Source organism: Paracoccus acridae (genome assembly GCF_014642735.1).
GTDB lineage: Bacteria > Pseudomonadota > Alphaproteobacteria > Rhodobacterales > Rhodobacteraceae > Paracoccus > Paracoccus acridae.
Genome location: NZ_BMIV01000015.1, coordinates 1 through 15,437 on the forward strand (window position 1 = coordinate 1; position 15,437 = coordinate 15,437).

A 15,437-nucleotide genomic window follows, 5' to 3' on the forward strand; every position below is an offset into this window, starting at 1 on the left:
CATCCTGCTGGAGTGGCCTGTTCCAGTCGCCACGCCGCACCGGACGCAAGTTGGACGCGGCTTCCCAAGAGTGCCCTTTAAACATCGCCCGCCCTGCTGTTGGGCAGGTCTGGTTGAGGATTACCGTCATGATTGAGCTTTTGATTTCGGCCTGTCTGTCCACCGGTCCGGTCTGCAAGGACTTCTCCCTCCTGTTCGATGGCCGCGAGGTCTCGCTGATGACCTGCATGATCAGCGGTCAGACAGTCATTGCCCCCTGGCAGCAGGACAATCCTGAGTGGCACGTCAGGCGATGGGCTTGCCGCCACGCCGATCAACGCGCGGTGTCGCTCTAGGCGCCAGGTGGATCGAGCGTCAGACCTGGATCAGTTCTGCCATACGCTGCTGAAGCTCGTTTTAATTTCCATGTATCCGCAAGGGGATCCCCTTGCGGACGCCCAGCATGGCCGAGTGAGTTAGTGTCGCGAAGCCTGTCTCTGCTTGAGAAAAGCGAAACAAGCCACGTCTCACTTGACTGGTCCGGTATGTTTTGCAGTGAGGGGGCGTCTAGTGTGACAGAGCGTCCCGTGATATCCGAGGCTGCCACAGTGTAGCGTTCGAATCTTGTCTGCCGCGCCCGCTCTGCGTAGCTTGCCACCAAGGTGCCATATGCCGCGGTTGGCGCTCCTGCTAATCGCCTCGAAGCCAAGCTCCGCAGCAGAAGAGAGCCACATCATGAAGGTCGTTGTTGTCAAGCCGTCCAGGGGGACGCCCCCGGCCCTCGCGGACATCGTTTTGCAACGGGATGCCTGGGACGATTTCGGCTTCAAGACGCAATACCACGTCTATTGCTTCGCGGAGGGCCAAGATGCCTTCGTCGGTAACATCAAAATCCTGCAGCGGGGTCAGGTGGAGACACCGGTTGGCGTGCTGCCGGAGGGGCTACTAGAACCGCTGGGTGAGGAGTTCTGCTCGCTCGGCCAGTCCTTAGACTACTACGAGCGCCTCGCTGCGTTCCCTGAGGAGCTGCGCAGCTTCCTTTTGGTGTTCTTCCGCGACGCCCTCGCCGACCCGCTTCACGCGAAAACCTTCGAGCAGGAGAGAGGCTGGGGCGTCTCAGTGACACGCGACCTCGACCTCGACAGTTACGTGCCCCTCGCACGGACGTTGCTCGAGCGGGACTACGACTCCCTGCCTTCGATGGGCCTCAACATGACCTTCAGGGTCGCAGGATGGCAGGCGCCGCTGAGTCTGGACTTCGCGGCACCGGCACAGGAAGGGCTCTGGGAAATTGGCTTCGATGCGGCAAAGAGCAAGCTGCCGGAACGAGTGGCGGTCCTTACGGGGAGGAACGGGTCCGGGAAGAGCACCCTGATGGCCAGGCTCGCACGTGTCCTCCACGCATCGCAGCGCGATCGCCGTTCCGAGGCGATCTCTCGGCTTGGGAACATCGAGCCGCCGGGCATTGGGTTCAGCCGGGTCGTGACGGTCGCCTATAGCGCGTTCGACACCTTTCAGGTGCCGGGCGTCGGGGTTGAGGAGCGCCGCCAAATCGCCAAGGATCTCCGGGCGGGGACCGGACGCTACTCATTCGCCGGGTTGCGCGACATTGCAGCCGAGCTAGAGGAAAGTCTTGAGAGCGAGGGGGACGCGATCGACGCCCGCTCGGGCGCACTCGATGACCGCATCGCACTCGACCGCCAAGCTAGGACCCGACTAAAGTCTGCGGAGCAGCTCGCCGACGAATATGCTCGGACTGTCCAAGCGATCTTCGATGCGGGCCGGTCCATGCTGCTGCTGAGGGTCCTCCGCCCCCTGCTCGCTGACCCGTCCTTTTCGGATATCCCGGACCAATCGCCCATGGAACTGCTGGCGCTTGAGCCAAAGTCCACATTCATGGGCTGGAGCACCGGCCTGAAGATTGTGATGCACGCGACCACGACCCTCGTTGCGCGAACAGAACGCAAGTCGATCGTCCTCATCGACGAGCCTGAAAGCCACCTGCACCCGCCGCTCCTTGCGGCGTTCATGCATTCGGTGCGACTGGTGCTGGAGGCGAACGACGCATTCGCAGTGGTCGCCACGCACTCCCCAGTCGTCGTGCAGGAAACGCTCGGACGGCATGTGTCGGTAGTGAACCGGGTCGGCGACGAGATCACCATCCTCGCGCCGCGCATCGAAACCTATGGGGAGAGCATCGGCGAGATCACGGACGAGGTGTTCCGGCTTCATCCCGGAGCCACGGACTTCCATGCAACGCTCAAGGCGATGGTCGATGCGGGCCTAACGACGGAACAGATCGACGGGCGCTTCGACCGCGGCCTCAGCCTTCAGGCCCGTGCCTACGTCATGAGCCTCGTCGCCACGCGAGTAGCCTGACGATGTGGAAGGTGAGGTTACCGGATGTTGGGGACATTAATGATCAGCTGGATACGGCGCTGACGCTGAAGAACGGCGACAAGGTTTACGACCTGAGCGCCGCGGAGCGCGCCGGCATCCACAGCCTCTATGCCGAGTACGACCAGCGGCTCGGCGAGCCAGACACGGCGCTGCTGCCCTTGGCGCTCGCTGGCTGCGCTGACGCGCTGCACGGCGCCTACAATCAAGTACAGAAGGGCCAGCGGCTTGCTTCACTCCGCAGTCGTCTTCTCAGCGCGGTCATGGAATGCCCGCTGTGCGGATCAGGTGACGCCACGACGCTAGACCACCATCTGCCAAAGGATGACTATCGAGCGCTCGCCATCAATCCTCGCAACCTCGTACCCAGCTGCCAGCCCTGCAACAGGGCGAAGGGGACGCTGGCAGCACTGGCCGGCCAAGGGATGATCCACGCGTACTTCCAGGAGATCCCCTCCGTCACGTTCCTCAAGGCGAACGTGACGTATGCGGATGGTTCGCTCAAAGTGGCATTCTCGATTGACCCAGCAGGCCTATCGCCGGCACTTGCCGACCGACTGACGTTCCAGCTCGAACGCATAAGGCTCACCGAGCGACACCCGGGTGCCATCAACATCTTCATCTTCAGCCAAAAGGTCGCGCTCCGGCTGTTTCGAGACAAGCCAGGGGAGCGTAACCTCCTTCGGCAGTTCCTGCTTGATGGTGCCGACACGCTGGACGAAGACTTCGGGCTGAACCACTGGCGGGCCGCCCTCTTCCGGGGCCTCGCGGCCTGCGATGCCTTTCTTGACGACCCTTGGACCTACCTCGACAAGCCCCCGCCCGCGATGAACCCGGCATGACAAACGCGCCAAAATCAACATCGCCAACCGGTCAATCTGGAAACTGTTGTGCCCTATCTTCCTTCATTAGATTCGCGGACGCCGACCATCGGCGATTGGTGGCTCCCTTTGGGGCACCTATAAAATCCGCATTGGTATGTAAGAAAGTTTCGCATGGCCCGCAGTGAGTTTAAGATACCTGAGGACTTTTTTGAGTTTGACAGTCCCCGGCCAGATAAGTTCCCAGATAATCCTGAGGTTCGCCTGGCGGTGGAATGGTTCAGATCCTTCATTCCTGAGAAGGAGTGGCGCACACGCCGTCATTCGGTCGCTCACCGCCTTTATGATATGGCAATCAACGGTCCCAGACTTGACACGGTTGGTAGGCTTTTTGATACCAAGGACGCTTTCGCTTGGCAGCTTTTTCTCGCAGAGGCGTCAATAGATCACATCTGGAACTATGAGCCGACATTCGGATCACGGGTAGTTCCGATATTTATGGCGATCGGCAGAAACATTGATGTATTGCGCAAAGTGGAAGGGATCGACGGCAGGATCCGACGAATGGTGAGAGCCGAAAAGGCCCAGCCCAATGGCCCTCTGTTCGAACTTCTAGTTGCTGCCGCCTACGCTCGGGCGGGGGCAAAGGTCAGTTTTGTGCCCGAGGCCCCCGGTGGCCCGAGGACACACGACCTAGACGCAGAGATCAATGGCCGCATCTATGCGATCGAGTGCAAACGTATGGAGACAAGTGAATATGGCGAGAAGGAACGCACCCTTGCCAGAAAACTGTGGCACGACAGTGCGAGGCTACTGGTCGGCCTCGCAAGAAGCGCCATGGCGAGCGTAGAGTTTTTCTCTCCACTCGAGGCGGTTGCGGAAGACTATGTTACCATGAAGACCCGTGCCTGGATCAACTCCGGACAGCTTGCCTTAGAGTGGGAGGATGAGCACGGTCGCGGCAAGATTGGTGATCTCGACCTGGCCCCTGCGAGGGAAGTACTGCGTGACAACCTGATTTTGGCGAATGGTAGCCGCCTGCAGGAGCTCCTCACCGGACGCTATATCAGGCACCAGAGTGTTGTCTCAATCTGCAGGATGAAGCCCTCCGACAATCCCCGATACATAGAGGACTGTGACTTCGCAGCCCTTTTTGAGTGGACTCCCAAGTCCGAAGCTTCGATATCCGGCCGCGCAAGGGACGTCCTACGCAAGGTCGCCGACGGCACTGGCCAGCTGCCGAAGGATCGACCCGGGATTGTCCATGTCGGCTTCGAGGCGGTCGAAGGAAACTACGTAGAGGAACTTCGTCTCGCCCGGATTGAGGAGTCTTTGAAGAACTTCGATCCGAAGGATGTAGCGCTGGAATATGCCTACGTGCATTTCCTCGCGCCAGAGTCTCCGCCAGACGAAGCTTGGGCATTTGACGAAACGCGGACGCTGATACCGATCCGAGCCAAATCCTCACCACCGCTCCCGGAGGGCTTTCTCGTTCTGACACCGAACGCGTCGACCAAGGATGGACCACATTGGCGGTGATCTGCCCGCGGCACTTAATGAACCCCCTCCATCGCGGAAGGCTGAACCTCGTTTCTCGCCGCGGGCTGCCCGAGCGACAACTTCCGCAATCGTGTCAGTTATTATGCCGTACCTCCATCGGGCTCCTTTCCGCCCTTTTTAACGGTTGCGCTTCAATCGGGAGGAGTTCGATAAGTCATTCTTGCATGTGCAGGCTGAATGTCCAGTAAACGGTAGGAAGGCTGACATCTGGGCTAGCCAAGCTGTTTCAGCAAGAACCGGTTGATTGCGATGCAATCGATGCTTACACTTCCAGTGTAGGAGGGGATCATCATGGCCAGCATCACCATCCGCAATCTCGACGATCACCTGAAGCACCGTTTACGGGTCCAGGCGGCCGAGCATGGCCGGTCCATGGAAGAAGAGGCGCGCGACATTCTGCGCAAAGCAGTGGGCAAGCCGACACCGGCCGCAAATTTGGGCGAGGTGATCCATCGCCGGTTTGCCGCCCTAGGCGGGGTGGAGCTTGAGCTGCCGCCCCGTGAGCCCATGCCCGAGCCGCCGCGCTTCGACTGATCCGCACGTCCATGATCTTGATCGACACCAACGTCATTTCCGAACTGATGCGTCCGAAACCTTCCCCGACCGTTCTGGCGTGGTTCGGGCATCAGACCGCTGCAGCCCTCCATCTTAGCGCCGTTGTCGAGGCCGAGTTGCGGCGTGGGGCGGCAGCCCTTCCCGCAGGCAAGCGGCGTGAGCGTCTGGTCGCGGAGATCGACGCCATGATCTCCGAGGACTTCGTAGGCCGGGTGCTGCCCTTCGACAGCGCCGCGGCCGTCGCCTTTGCCGCCATTTTCGTCAACCGGCAGGCCGTCGGCCGGCCGATCAGCTTTCCCGATTGCCAGATTGCAGCCACGGCCCGCGCTCATGGCGCCGTCATGGCCACCCGCAACGTGACCGACTTCGAAAATTGCGGCATCGCTGTGGTCGATCCCTGGCAATCTGACGCCGGAGCCTGAGCCCGTGGACAAGCGCAGCCTTTCGGAACGCGACATCTGCACCAAGTTCATCACGCCCGCGCTCCGCATGGCAGGCTGGGACGAGATGGCGCAGATCCGCGAGGAGGTGGGCTTTACCAAGGGCCGGATCATCGTGCGCGGCAAGCTCGTGACCCGTGGTCAGGGCAAACGCGCCGATTACATCCTGTCCTACAAGCCCAACCTGCCCATTGCGCTGATCGAGGCCAAGGACAACACCCACAGCGTGGGCGACGGCATCCAGCAGGCCCTGGACTATGCCGAGGCGCTGAACATCCCTTTCGTCTTTTCTTCGAATGGGGACGGGTTTGTGTTCCATGATCGGACCGGCGCCAGCGATCCGCGCGAGACGACGTTGCCGCTCGAAGCCTTTCCCTCTCCCGCCGATCTTTGGGCGCGCTACTGCGCCTGGAAGGGCCTCGACAAGGCGGCAGAACAGGTGGTCTTGCAGGACTACTACGACGACGGTAGCGGAAAAGCCCCGCGCTACTACCAGGTCAATGCGGTCAATGCCGCCATCGAGGCCATCGCCAAGGGGCAGGACCGCGTGCTGCTCGTCATGGCGACGGGTACGGGCAAGACCTACACTGCGTTCCAGATCATCTGGCGCCTGTGGAAGGCCGGCGAGAAGAAGCGCATTCTGTTCCTGGCCGACCGCAATATCCTGATCGACCAGACCATGGTCAACGACTTCCGTCCGTTCGGCGGCACCATGGCCAAGCTCTCGACCAAGGCCAAGACAATTGGACGGCAAGACGGCAGCACGGAGGATCTGACCCTCGGTCTCGACAAGAAACGCCGCATCGACACCGCCTATGAGGTTTATCTGGGGCTCTACCAGGCGATCACCGGCCCCGAAGAGCGGCAGAAGCTCTTTCGCGAGTTCTCGCCCGACTTCTTCGACCTGATCGTCATTGACGAATGCCACCGCGGCAGCGCTGCCGAAGACTCGGCCTGGCGCGAGATCCTCGACTACTTCTCCTCCGCTACCCAGATCGGCCTGACCGCCACGCCGAAGGAAACGGAATATGTCTCCAACATCGCCTATTTCGGCGATCCGGTGTTCAGCTATTCCCTGAAGCAGGGCATCCGCGACGGCTTCCTGGCGCCCTACAAGGTTGTCAAGGTCCACATCGACCGCGACGTGGCAGGGTACCGTCCCGAGAAGGGCCAGCTCGACCGTGACGGGATCGAAGTCGAGGACCGCATCTACAACACCAAGGATTTCGACCGCGCCCTGGTCATTGATGACCGCACCAAGCTTGTGGCGCAGAAGGTCACGCAATTCCTGAAGGAAAGCGGTGATCGCTACCAGAAAACCATCGTGTTCTGTGTCGATCAGGAACACGCGGACCGCATGCGCCGGGCACTGATCAACGAGAATGCCGATCTTGTCGCCGAGAATGCGCGCTACGTCATGCGCATCACCGGCGGCGACCCTGAGGGCCAGGCCCAGCTTGGGAACTTCATAGATCCAGAATGCCGCTGGCCGGTGCTCGTCACCACCTCGCGGCTTCTCTCGACCGGCGTGGACGCGCAGACCTGCCGGTTGATCGTGCTCGATCGCGAGGTGGGCTCGATGACCGAGTTCAAGCAGATCGTCGGCCGCGGTACCCGGGTGCACGAGGACACGTGCAAATACTACTTCACACTCCTCGATTTCCGTGGCGCATCCAGCCATTTCGCGGACCCGGCATTCGATGGCGAGCCGGTGCAGATCTACGAACCGCAGGACGACGGGTCCATGGACCCACCAGACGCCCCGCCGACCGACGAGGACGGCGAACCCCTGCCCGACACTCCTGATGAAGACGAGACCATCGTCGATGAACCGGGGCTGCCGCCGCCGCCTCGCGGTCCGCAGAAGAAGGTCTATGTCGATGGCGTGGGCGCCACCATCGTGGCCGAGCGGATCGAGTATCTCGACGAGAACGGCAGGCTCGTCACCGAGTCGCTGCGCGATTACACCAAGCGCGCCCTGCGCAAGCGCTTTGCTAGCCTTGATGATTTCCTGAAACGCTGGAACGGGGCCGAGCGCAAGGGCGCCCTCCTGGAGGAACTAGCGGCCGAGGGCCTGCCGCTCGATCCGATCCGGGAGGAACTGGGCCGCGATCTCGATCCCTTCGATCTGATCTGCCACATCGCCTTCGACGCCAAGACGCTGACCCGCCGCGAGCGTGCCGAGAACGTCAGGAAACGCGACGCCTTCACCCGCTATGGCGACAAGGCCCGTGCCGTCCTCGACGCGCTGCTCGCCAAATATGCCGACGAGGGCGTGCTGAACCTCGACGACGCCAACGTGCTGCGCATCGCGCCCTTCTCGGCCCTTGGCACCCCCATTGAACTCATCCGGGCTTTCGGGGGAAAACCCGGCTTCGAAGAGGCCGTCCACGGCCTGCAGTCCGAACTCTACAAGGATACCGCCTGACCCATGTCCGTCCGCACCCTCGTCAAATCCATCCAGGACATCATGCGTCAGGACACCGGCGTCGATGGCGATGCGCAACGCATCAGCCAGCTGACCTGGATGTTCTTTCTCAAGATCATCGACGATCAGGATCAGGAGCTCGAACTCCTGAAGGGAGACTACCGCTCGCCCATCCCTGCTCGCCTGCAATGGCGCAACTGGGCCGCAGACCCCGAAGGGATCACGGGTGAGGATCTGCTGGCCTTCATCAACGGCGACCTCTTCCCGTCGCTGAAGATCCTGGCGCCTGCCACGCCCCGCGCGCGCACCGTACGCGACGTGTTCGAGGACGCCTACAACTACATGAAGTCCGGGCAGCTGATGCGGCAGGTGGTCAACCGCATTAACAACGTCGATTTCAACAACCTTTCCGAGCGCCAGCATTTCGGGGACATTTACGAACAGCTGTTGAACGACCTGCAATCAGCGGGCAACGCGGGTGAATACTACACCCCTCGCGCCGTTACCGCTTTCATGGTGCAGATGACCGACCCCAAGCCCGGCGAGATCCTGTTCGATCCTGCCTGCGGCACGGGCGGCTTTCTGACCTGCGCCATCCGCCACATGCGCGAGCATTCCGTCAAGCGCCCCGAGGACGAGGCGAAACTGCAAGCCAGCCTGCGCGCGGTCGAGAAGAAGCAGCTTCCCCACATGCTGGCCGTTACCAACATGCTTTTGCACGGCATCGAGGATCCGTCCTTTCTGCGCCACGACAACACGCTGGCGCGTCCCTACATCTCCTGGGGCAAGGACGAGCGGGTGGACATCGTGCTCTCGAACCCGCCCTTCGGGGGACGCGAGGAGGACGGGATCGAGTCGAACTTTCCCCAGCACTTCCGCACGCGCGAGACCGCCGATCTGTTCCTCGCCCTGATCATCCGCCTGCTGCGGCCCGGCGGCCGCGCGGCGGTGGTGCTGCCTGACGGCTCGCTCTTCGGCGAGGGTGTGAAGACTCGGCTCAAGGAGCACCTGATGGAGGAATGCAATCTCCACACCATCGTGCGCCTGCCGAACTCGGTCTTCCGACCCTATGCCTCGATTGGCACCAACCTGCTGTTCTTCGAGAAGGGCGCGCCCACCAGGGACATCTGGTTCTGGGAGCATCAGGTGCCCGAGGGGCAGAAGGCCTATTCCATGACCCGGCCCATCCGGCTGGAGCATCTGGCGGACTGCGCCGCCTGGTGGGGCGGGCCGCGCCGCGAGGAGCGGCAGGAGACCGAGCGCGCTTGGAAGGTCAGCGCCGAGGAGGTGAAGGCACGTGGCTACAACCTCGACATCAGGAACCCCTACACGGTGGCAGAGGATCACGGCGACCCCGAGACATTGCTGGAGGACCTGACCGCCGCCGAGAGCGAGGTGGCGGCAATCCGTGACCAGTTGAAGACGATCCTGTTCGAGGCGCTTGTCCGATGAACGCGGAACGGCTGCTTACCCTCTACGAACGGGTGGCCGAGGCTCCCGACGCGGTTCCCCGCCTGCGCCGTTTCGTCTTGGACCTCGCCGTGCGGGGGAAGCTGGTGGCGCAGGACGCGAGCGACGAACCCGCGTCGGAGTTGCTGAAGCGGATTGCGGCGGAGAAGGCGCGGCTAGTGAAGGCTGGGGAGATGAAGGTTCGCAAGCTGCAGGCCCGAGAAAGAAGTGAACCGCTTGATTTCACACTTCCGACAGGCTGGGGGCTGACCGAGCTTGGCACCGTTTCCATGAAGATTACAGACGGTGCGCACAAGACGCCGACCTACGTTGAAAAAGGCGTGCCCTTCGTCAGCGTAAAGGATTTCAGTGGTGGCAAACTCGATTTGAGCAATACGAGGTTCATCCCTGAATCAGAGCATCAGGTGCTCTACCAACGCTGCGATGCGCGGCGAGGCGACATTCTCTTGGGACGCATCGGCACCTTGGGAAAGGCCGTCCTCGTCGATACGGATGTCGAGTTCAGTTTATTCGTAAGCGTTGGCCTCATCCGCTTTGACCATCAGAATCTGTTGCCGGAGTTCTTTCGCCTTCTGCTCAACTCACCGTTCGTTGAGGACGAGTTCGATCGAATCAAGATCGGCGGCGGGACCCATACTAACAAGCTGAACCTCGGCGACTTGCACACCGTTGCCCTTCCCCTCCCACCCCTCGCCGAGCAGCGGCGGATCGTGGCGAAGGTGGAGGAGCTGATGGCGCTTCTGGACCGGCTGGAGACGGCCTGCACCGCGCGCGAGGCCACCCGCGACCGGCTGACCGCCGCCAGCCTCGCCCGCCTGACCGCGCCCGATGCGGATGCAGCGGATTTCCCGGTCAACGCCCGCTTCGCCCTTGCCACGCTCCCCGCTCTCACCACCCGCCCCGACCAGATTAAACCCCTCCGTCAGACCATCCTCAATCTCGCCGTCCGCGGGAAGCTGGTGGAGCAGGACCCGGCCGATGAACCGGCGTCGGAGTTGTTGAAGCGGATCGCAGCGGCAAAGGCCGATGCGAAAGGTCGGAAAGGAGCCCGAGCAAAAGGAGTTCCGGCCGAGGCAGAGACCATGAACGCCGACTTTCCCACAGGCTGGGCATCCGTGCGCCTCGACAACGTGGCCGTCTCCATGCGCTATGGCACGTCGATCAAGTGCGACTACGACAAACGGCTCGTCCCAGTTCTGAGGATTCCGAACGTGTCGAGCGGGCAGGTCGTTCTCGACGACATGAAACACGGCCCGCTTTCCAAGGCAGACCGCGAGGCGCTGTCCCTGGAAGCAGACGATCTTCTGCTGATCCGGTCAAACGGCAGCTTGGATATTGTCGGGCGCGCAGCAGTGGTTCCGCCTGAAGCCGCTGGCATGGCCTTTGCCGGTTATTTGGTGCGCCTGCAAACACTCAGGGATGCCATCAACTCTCGCTATATTTGGCTGGCCCTCAACTCAGGCGCTGTTCGGGAGCAGATAGAGCGCCCTATTCGTTCAGCAGTCGGGCTGAAAAACGTTAACCTGACAGAAGTCGGCAACCTTTCGTTCTGGCTCCCACCCCTCGCCGAACAACTGCGGATCGTGGCCAAGGTCGATGCCCTCATGGCCCTCTGCGATCGGTTGGAGGCCGCCCTCACCACCGCCGACACTACCCGAGCCCGCCTTCTCGAGGCGCTTCTGCAAGAAGCCCTCGCTCCGCCTGCCAGAACGATGGCGGCGGCCGAGTAGGCACCCTTGCCCGGCTTCGCGCCGCCTGCTGCGGCCCAGCGAAAGTGCCATCTTATGCCCTCCCGATCGGGCCAGCCTTGCCTGTCGCGGATCGGCCCGGCGGCACGCCATGACCGTCACCGCACCGTTCCAAAACACTCCACCAAGCGCGTCACCTGATCCAAATGGCGCGCCGTTTCCACCGGATCCAGCGGTTGGGCCAGGTCCTCTGCAATGACCGGCTCCACGCCGTTCTGGAACAGGAACAGCTTGGCGATTTCGCCGCGGATCGCGAAGTTCACGTTCTGGGGAATATCGCCGGTCGCGTCCGCCACCCTCTTCGCATCCAGCTTGGCCACGACCACACCCACCACACGGCCGGATGAATCGACCGCCGGGCCGCCCGAGTTGCCAGGCTGAACCGGGGCCGATATCTGCATCGTCGTCGCATCGCCCCCCAGTCCCTTCAGCCCCGTCACGCTGCCCCGTGTCACGTTCAGTCCCGACAGGAGGCCGTTCAGGGGATAGCCTGCAACGGTGATGTCCGCGTTCAGGGATGCCGGGCGAGGCGCGAACGCGGCAACGTCCGCTGACAAAGGCGCACCCCCCAGCAAGGCAAGATCAAAGCCTTCATCGACCGAAAGCACTTGGACCGGATGGCCCGCGACCTCCAGGCTTTCGCATCCTTCCACGACATGGGCATTCGTCAGCAAATGACCCTCTGCCGAGACAACGAAGCCCGTGCCGTTACCCGTCTTCGTTGGCTCCGCAGGTGCAGCTGGCATCGGCTGCGGGGCAGCCACGACAGGCTGCTGCGGGGTGACAGGCGCCGCAGGCGGTACGGTCATGCCCCTCTCCATGGTCAATGCGTCAGCACCACCGTCTGCCTTGTCGTCTTCGAGCTCCTTCAGAATCGTCGCCATAGAGCCGATGCCTGTAGCGATTTTTCCGCCTGTGGGAAGATCGAAGGGCGCGGGACGGCCCTTCGCAATGCTGCCGGATACTGCATTCAGGAGGTGGCGGTCGCCTGTAAGGACGGACAGGACGATGGTCGACCAGCCGCCACGGCGCAGGTCGGACCGGACGTAAAGCAGTTTTCCTTCCGGCTGCTCGACGGAGGTGATCTGCACGGCGTCGCGGCGAAGCGTGTAGGGCGTCGAGATGGCTAGGGCGCTTCCCAAGGCATAGTTGTGGATCTGCGTGACCTGGGGCAAATCTCCGATTGTCAGGGAATAGCGCAGGGAACTGGCCGTGTGGGCATAGTTCAGGAACGCGTCGCTGCTCGGCTGGGCCTGCATCTGGCCTGCAGGGACGGCGAAAGACATATCCATGGGCTCGAAATAGCGCTGTTCCCAGCCTTGGGCCTCGAAGCGCTCGAGGCCGCCGGTCGCCAGCAGGACGACCTCCCAGTTCTCCACCGGCAGATCAAGATCGTTCCGGACCGCCCACTCTTCCAAGCTGCGCTGGCTCCCCTTGCCCCATGCGCCGTCCATCAGCGCAGTGTAGGTGCCCTCAAAGGCGAGGCTGATCTGGAGAAACCGCTTTTCATCATAGGTGAGCGATGCGGCGTCGAACTCGCCCCACATGTCTTCAACCGTGAAGGAATGACTCGGAGATGCGGCAATCCCGATCACGACACTGATGGCGGCTATCTTGCGCATACGCACCCGGCAGATGGCTTTACCTTCGCCCCATTGTCATGCGCGCCTGGCGCACTGTCAAAGGCATGGATGAAGCAGCCTAGCCAAAACTGCATAAAGATATCGCTTATGATATGGGGCCGCTCATAGACGCATGTCGCCTTGCCGGTGTTGCCGTCATTGTTGCAGGAAACAAGGAAACAGAAATCCCCCGACCGCGGTCCGAGCGGCCGCAGATTTCCGATCCATAACTCTGCGTGTCAGTCACGAAGGGCGAGGCTCAGCGTTCTTGGGCATGAGCTGGCGGCGGCAGGGCGATACCGGCAATGCCGACTGCGGCAAGTGCAAGACGACGCATGCGAAAACCTCCTCAATGACGATCAACTCATTCAGATCAGGTCCGAGACCCGGTTAGCCAGACTGGCCAAACACCCGGTTCAAGCCCAACCGAGTACGCCCACAAGGCAATGATGGCGGCCAGCGTGACGAGATGCAGCCGCAGCGTGTCGAACTGGGCGCCACGGTGAGCGCTTCGGGCAAGCCGCACAGAGCTTACACGATACTCGGTTCATACTGCCCGCCGGCCTCGGTCTTCTGATGCAGGTTTCAGCCCTGTTCCTCGACTAAACAGGGCGTCCCCCTTCGGGTCGCGTCCCCGGTTCCGGCCGGCGAGCCGGCCTCCACCCGAGCTGGTCAGCGCGATGCTCTCGGCTGCGGCGCGCGGATGCCTGTCTCGTCCCGAGCCAGTCCCTCGCCCGCCGGCTCTGGTCACCCTACCCTGCCCATCTCGTCCCTTCGGGCGGGACCGCTGACGCAGATATCAGTTGAGCCATGCGCTGCGTTGGGAAAAGCCGTTTGGCCTCTCCACCGAGGACGTTCCGAACTGGCCGTCAACCGAGGCCAACGGCTACCAGCTTGACGCGCGGCTGACCGACAACCCGGCCCGCGATATGTTTGGCAAGGATCATGCCAAGTCCTTCCGGGCCTTTCGCAAGAAGGGTGCAGAGCATGTGAAGGGCGAACTGGCCCGCTTCCTTGCCGCGCATTATCGCGGTGGCAGCACGGACATGGCGGCCATGCTGGACAAGGAAACGCAGCCCAGTATCCGCGAAGTCTGGACACCGACCGCCGCCAATTTCTTTTCCCGCGTGGCTGGCGGCTATCTCGATGACCTATGGCGCGACCTGCTGGACCTCGCCCCCGAGCATCTGACCGCAACCACCTTCGCCAAGATGAAGAAGGGCGAAAAGGCCGAGCGGCTTGAAGCCTTGTTCCGGGGCGACGGGGATCTGTGCAGCGCCCTTGCCGTCACCGAGGAACAGGCCGCGAAGATCGCGGCATGGCTTCCCGAAGGCATGAAGTGACCGGCCGGTGGGGCGCAAGCGCCCCAACCGCGCCGCCCGCTGGTTCACCTACAAGCAGGCCCAAGAAGCAGGCGGACAGGTCCGCAAGGGTGAAAAATCCTCAACCGTTGTCAAATACGGCACCTTTGAGCGCGAGGACGCGGACACCGGCGAGGAACGCCGCCTGCCCTACCTGAAAGCCTACCGGGTCTTTAATGCCGAGCAGATCGACGGATTGCCCGCCGAATACTATGGCACCCCCGCCGAGCCTGCCCGCGACCTTGGCACCGAGGCCGACCCCGCCCTTGACGCATTTTTCGCCGCCACAGGCGCGGACATTCGCACCAGTGACGAGCCGCAAGCCTTCTACAACCCCGCCGAGGACTTCATTCACATGCCGCCGATTGCGACGTTCCACAGCGCCGCAGGCTACTATGCCACGCTTGCCCATGAGGCCACGCACTGGACCGGCCACAAGAGCCGCCTTGACCGCTTTTCCCGCTTCAACGACCGCAAGGCTTATGCGTTCGAGGAACTGATCGCCGAGATTGGCAACTGCATGACCTGCGCCCGGCTTGGCCTGACCCCCGATTTTGACCAGTCCGGCGCTTATGTCCAAAGTTGGTTGCGCGCTATGGCGGACGACAAGCGGCTGATCTTCAAAGCCGCCAGCGAGGCGCAGAAGGCCGCCGAATGGCTGGCAAAAGGCAAGCCCGCCGAGAAGGAAGAAGGGGCGGCCGCATGAGCGGCCCCCACCCCCTGCCCGTCCTGTCCTGCCGCAAATGCGGCAGGAACAACCCTTGGGTCTATCTCGCGCCGGTCGTGGTCGAGGGAACCGGCACCTGCATCTGCATGGATTGCGCCGCCACGCGCGGCTGGCTGGACGCGGCCGGAAGTCTCAAGCCGGGAGTTTCCTTGTGACGACCTACGAGATCCGGGACGACCCCGACGACCTGCCCATCATCTGCGCGACCTTGGCAGAAGCGGAGCTGCGCGGCAGTCGCCGCGCCGCCCGCCTCGGCATCGAGGTTCTGATTTACGAAATGCACCCCACGCGCGGAGAACGGCTTATCAGCGCGATCTGACACCCGGCCC

The 15,437-nt window shown here is 62.2% G+C and carries 14 protein-coding genes; 13 read left to right on the forward strand and 1 reads right to left on the reverse strand.

Going from position 1 to position 15,437, the window contains the following annotated elements:
* The 9 genes from IEX25_RS20155 to IEX25_RS16040 all read left to right on the forward strand — a co-directional run.
* Positions 1–335, forward strand: a 335-nt coding sequence (locus IEX25_RS20155; protein WP_229665330.1) for a hypothetical protein, incomplete at its 5' end; no start/stop codon positions are given.
* A 379-nt stretch (positions 336–714) separates the two neighbouring features.
* Positions 715–2,358 carry an AAA family ATPase gene (locus IEX25_RS16005; protein ID WP_188716311.1) on the forward strand — a complete coding sequence of 548 codons (1,644 nt, stop codon included), beginning with the start codon at positions 715–717 and terminating at the stop codon, positions 2,356–2,358.
* 2 nt (positions 2,359–2,360) lie between these two features.
* Complete coding sequence (locus tag IEX25_RS16010; protein WP_188716313.1) at positions 2,361–3,218, forward strand: HNH endonuclease; 858 nt, start codon at positions 2,361–2,363, stop codon at positions 3,216–3,218.
* 153 nt (positions 3,219–3,371) lie between these two features.
* Positions 3,372–4,736, forward strand: a complete 1,365-nt coding sequence (locus IEX25_RS16015) for a hypothetical protein (protein WP_188716315.1) — start codon at positions 3,372–3,374, stop codon at positions 4,734–4,736.
* Between the two features lie 312 nt (positions 4,737–5,048).
* A complete protein-coding gene (locus tag IEX25_RS16020) occupies positions 5,049–5,291 on the forward strand; it encodes a FitA-like ribbon-helix-helix domain-containing protein (RefSeq protein ID WP_188716317.1) in 243 nt (80 codons plus the stop codon).
* A gap of 11 nt (positions 5,292–5,302) precedes the next feature.
* Positions 5,303–5,734, forward strand: coding sequence for a type II toxin-antitoxin system VapC family toxin (locus IEX25_RS16025; RefSeq protein ID WP_188716319.1), 432 nt, complete (start codon positions 5,303–5,305; stop codon positions 5,732–5,734).
* Positions 5,735–5,738: 4 nt separating this feature from the next.
* Complete coding sequence (gene hsdR / locus IEX25_RS16030) at positions 5,739–8,180, forward strand: EcoAI/FtnUII family type I restriction enzme subunit R (protein WP_188716320.1); 2,442 nt, start codon at positions 5,739–5,741, stop codon at positions 8,178–8,180.
* 3 nt (positions 8,181–8,183) lie between these two features.
* A complete protein-coding gene (locus IEX25_RS16035; RefSeq protein ID WP_188716322.1) occupies positions 8,184–9,632 on the forward strand; it encodes a class I SAM-dependent DNA methyltransferase in 1,449 nt (482 codons plus the stop codon).
* Entirely contained in the window at positions 9,629–11,380 is a 1,752-nt protein-coding gene (locus IEX25_RS16040; RefSeq protein WP_188716324.1) for a restriction endonuclease subunit S, read from the forward strand. Before IEX25_RS16035 ends, IEX25_RS16040 begins: the two co-directional genes overlap by 4 nt.
* Before the next feature lie 116 nt (positions 11,381–11,496).
* Here the strand turns inward: IEX25_RS16040 and IEX25_RS16045 are convergent, their stop codons facing one another.
* Positions 11,497–13,020 (reverse strand): S1 family peptidase, encoded by a 1,524-nt coding sequence (locus IEX25_RS16045; protein WP_229665335.1) that lies wholly within the window; start codon positions 13,018–13,020, stop codon positions 11,497–11,499.
* A gap of 803 nt (positions 13,021–13,823) precedes the next feature.
* On the opposite strand from IEX25_RS16045, the gene IEX25_RS16050 reads away from it, so the two are divergent.
* The 4 genes from IEX25_RS16050 to IEX25_RS16065 are packed head-to-tail and all read left to right on the forward strand — an operon-like array spanning position 13,824 to position 15,427.
* Complete coding sequence (locus IEX25_RS16050; RefSeq protein ID WP_188716328.1) at positions 13,824–14,363, forward strand: hypothetical protein; 540 nt, start codon at positions 13,824–13,826, stop codon at positions 14,361–14,363.
* A 7-nt stretch (positions 14,364–14,370) separates the two neighbouring features.
* Positions 14,371–15,087 carry an ArdC family protein gene (locus IEX25_RS16055; RefSeq protein ID WP_188716330.1) on the forward strand — a complete coding sequence of 239 codons (717 nt, stop codon included), beginning with the start codon at positions 14,371–14,373 and terminating at the stop codon, positions 15,085–15,087.
* Entirely contained in the window at positions 15,084–15,263 is a 180-nt protein-coding gene (locus IEX25_RS16060; RefSeq protein WP_188716332.1) for a hypothetical protein, read from the forward strand. Before IEX25_RS16055 ends, IEX25_RS16060 begins: the two co-directional genes overlap by 4 nt.
* Positions 15,260–15,427: a hypothetical protein gene (locus IEX25_RS16065; protein ID WP_188716334.1), complete on the forward strand. Its 168-nt coding sequence runs from the start codon at positions 15,260–15,262 to the stop codon at positions 15,425–15,427. The genes IEX25_RS16060 and IEX25_RS16065 overlap by 4 nt, the downstream gene beginning before the upstream one ends.
* Positions 15,428–15,437 lie beyond the last annotated feature (10 nt).